The following is a 1,032-nucleotide window of genomic DNA, read 5'->3' as shown; positions in this document are numbered from 1 at the left end:
CTGCGTGCCGCTGCCCAGGCAGTGGCACGAGGGGCTGGAGGTCGTCGTGACCGTGCGTCCCTCACTGGTCGGGGATTCCTACGAGGAGCGCCAGCAGAACTACGTCGAGCGCCGGGACAACGGCACGCTGGACCTCGAGCGTACGGTGGCGGTGCCGCGCTACGGCGACCCCGACAGGGCCACGCTCTGGCTCCAGGCCCTGCCCGGCGGACGCTACGCCGTGGTGGTCAGCGAGGTCGACCCGCCCCACGAGGACTGGCCCGGCGAGATCCGGGGCTGGCCTCAGCCTTCGGATGCCTACCGGCGGAAGCTGATTGACCAGCGACTCGAGGAAATACGAGGCACGCTGGAACGCACCCGAAAGAACCTGGCTTTAGCGAAATCCGGGAATCAGGAAACCTTCGACCGGTACTGGAAAATCGACATGCGGTTAGTCCCTGAAGACCTGGAGGGATACACCGGCCCGGAGGACGTGAAATACAAGAAGTATCTGGTAGATACCCTGGAGAGAGGGATTTCGCACAGTAAAAGGCGAATCAGAAAGTTGCAGGAGGCACGCCCATGAGCGCGAGACTTGCGGAACCCGCCAAGAAAACGTACCAGGAACCGGCGGACAAGGAGACCTTTTTCGGTGATGAGGCCGGCGTGGTTGACCGTGCCGCCATACAGAGGGAACACAGAACAGACCCAAAAAACCCCTGCGACACGAACCTGTTCATCGGCGTGTTCTTCGACGGCACGGGCAACAACTACGCCGGGAGCTTCAACCGCCAGGACCACAGCGAGTCCAACGTCGCCCGCCTCTACAGCGCCTTCCCCGGGCTGAGCGTCCCCGGCGTGCTCCCGCCCCAGACCGACTGGGTCGACCCCGAGGGGCGTTACGACAACTACTTCCGCATCTACGTCCCCGGCGTCGGCACCCCCTTCCCCCAGGTCGGTGACTCCGGCGGGGGATGGATCGACGGCCCGCTCGGCGGCGCCGCCGGTCTCCATGGCCAGGTCCGCCTGCTCTGGGCCCTGGCGCAGGTGATC

At 65.1% G+C, this 1,032-nt stretch carries 2 protein-coding genes; both read left to right on the top strand.

All coding sequences use genetic code 11. The features are described from left to right. Window positions 1–565: DUF3304 domain-containing protein (locus ACEZHJ_RS00010; protein WP_375036086.1), on the top strand; the 565-nt coding region annotated here is incomplete at its 5' end. Beyond that, window positions 562–1,032: hypothetical protein (locus ACEZHJ_RS00005; protein ID WP_375036085.1), on the top strand; the 471-nt coding region annotated here is incomplete at its 3' end. The genes ACEZHJ_RS00010 and ACEZHJ_RS00005, both read left to right, overlap by 4 nt.

It is taken from the genome of Arhodomonas sp. KWT2 (assembly GCF_041949875.1).
GTDB classification, from domain to species: Bacteria; Pseudomonadota; Gammaproteobacteria; order Nitrococcales; family Nitrococcaceae; genus Arhodomonas; species Arhodomonas aquaeolei.
Note: the sequence above shows the minus strand (reverse complement) of the source record. Positions and strands in the feature narration are given on the sequence as shown.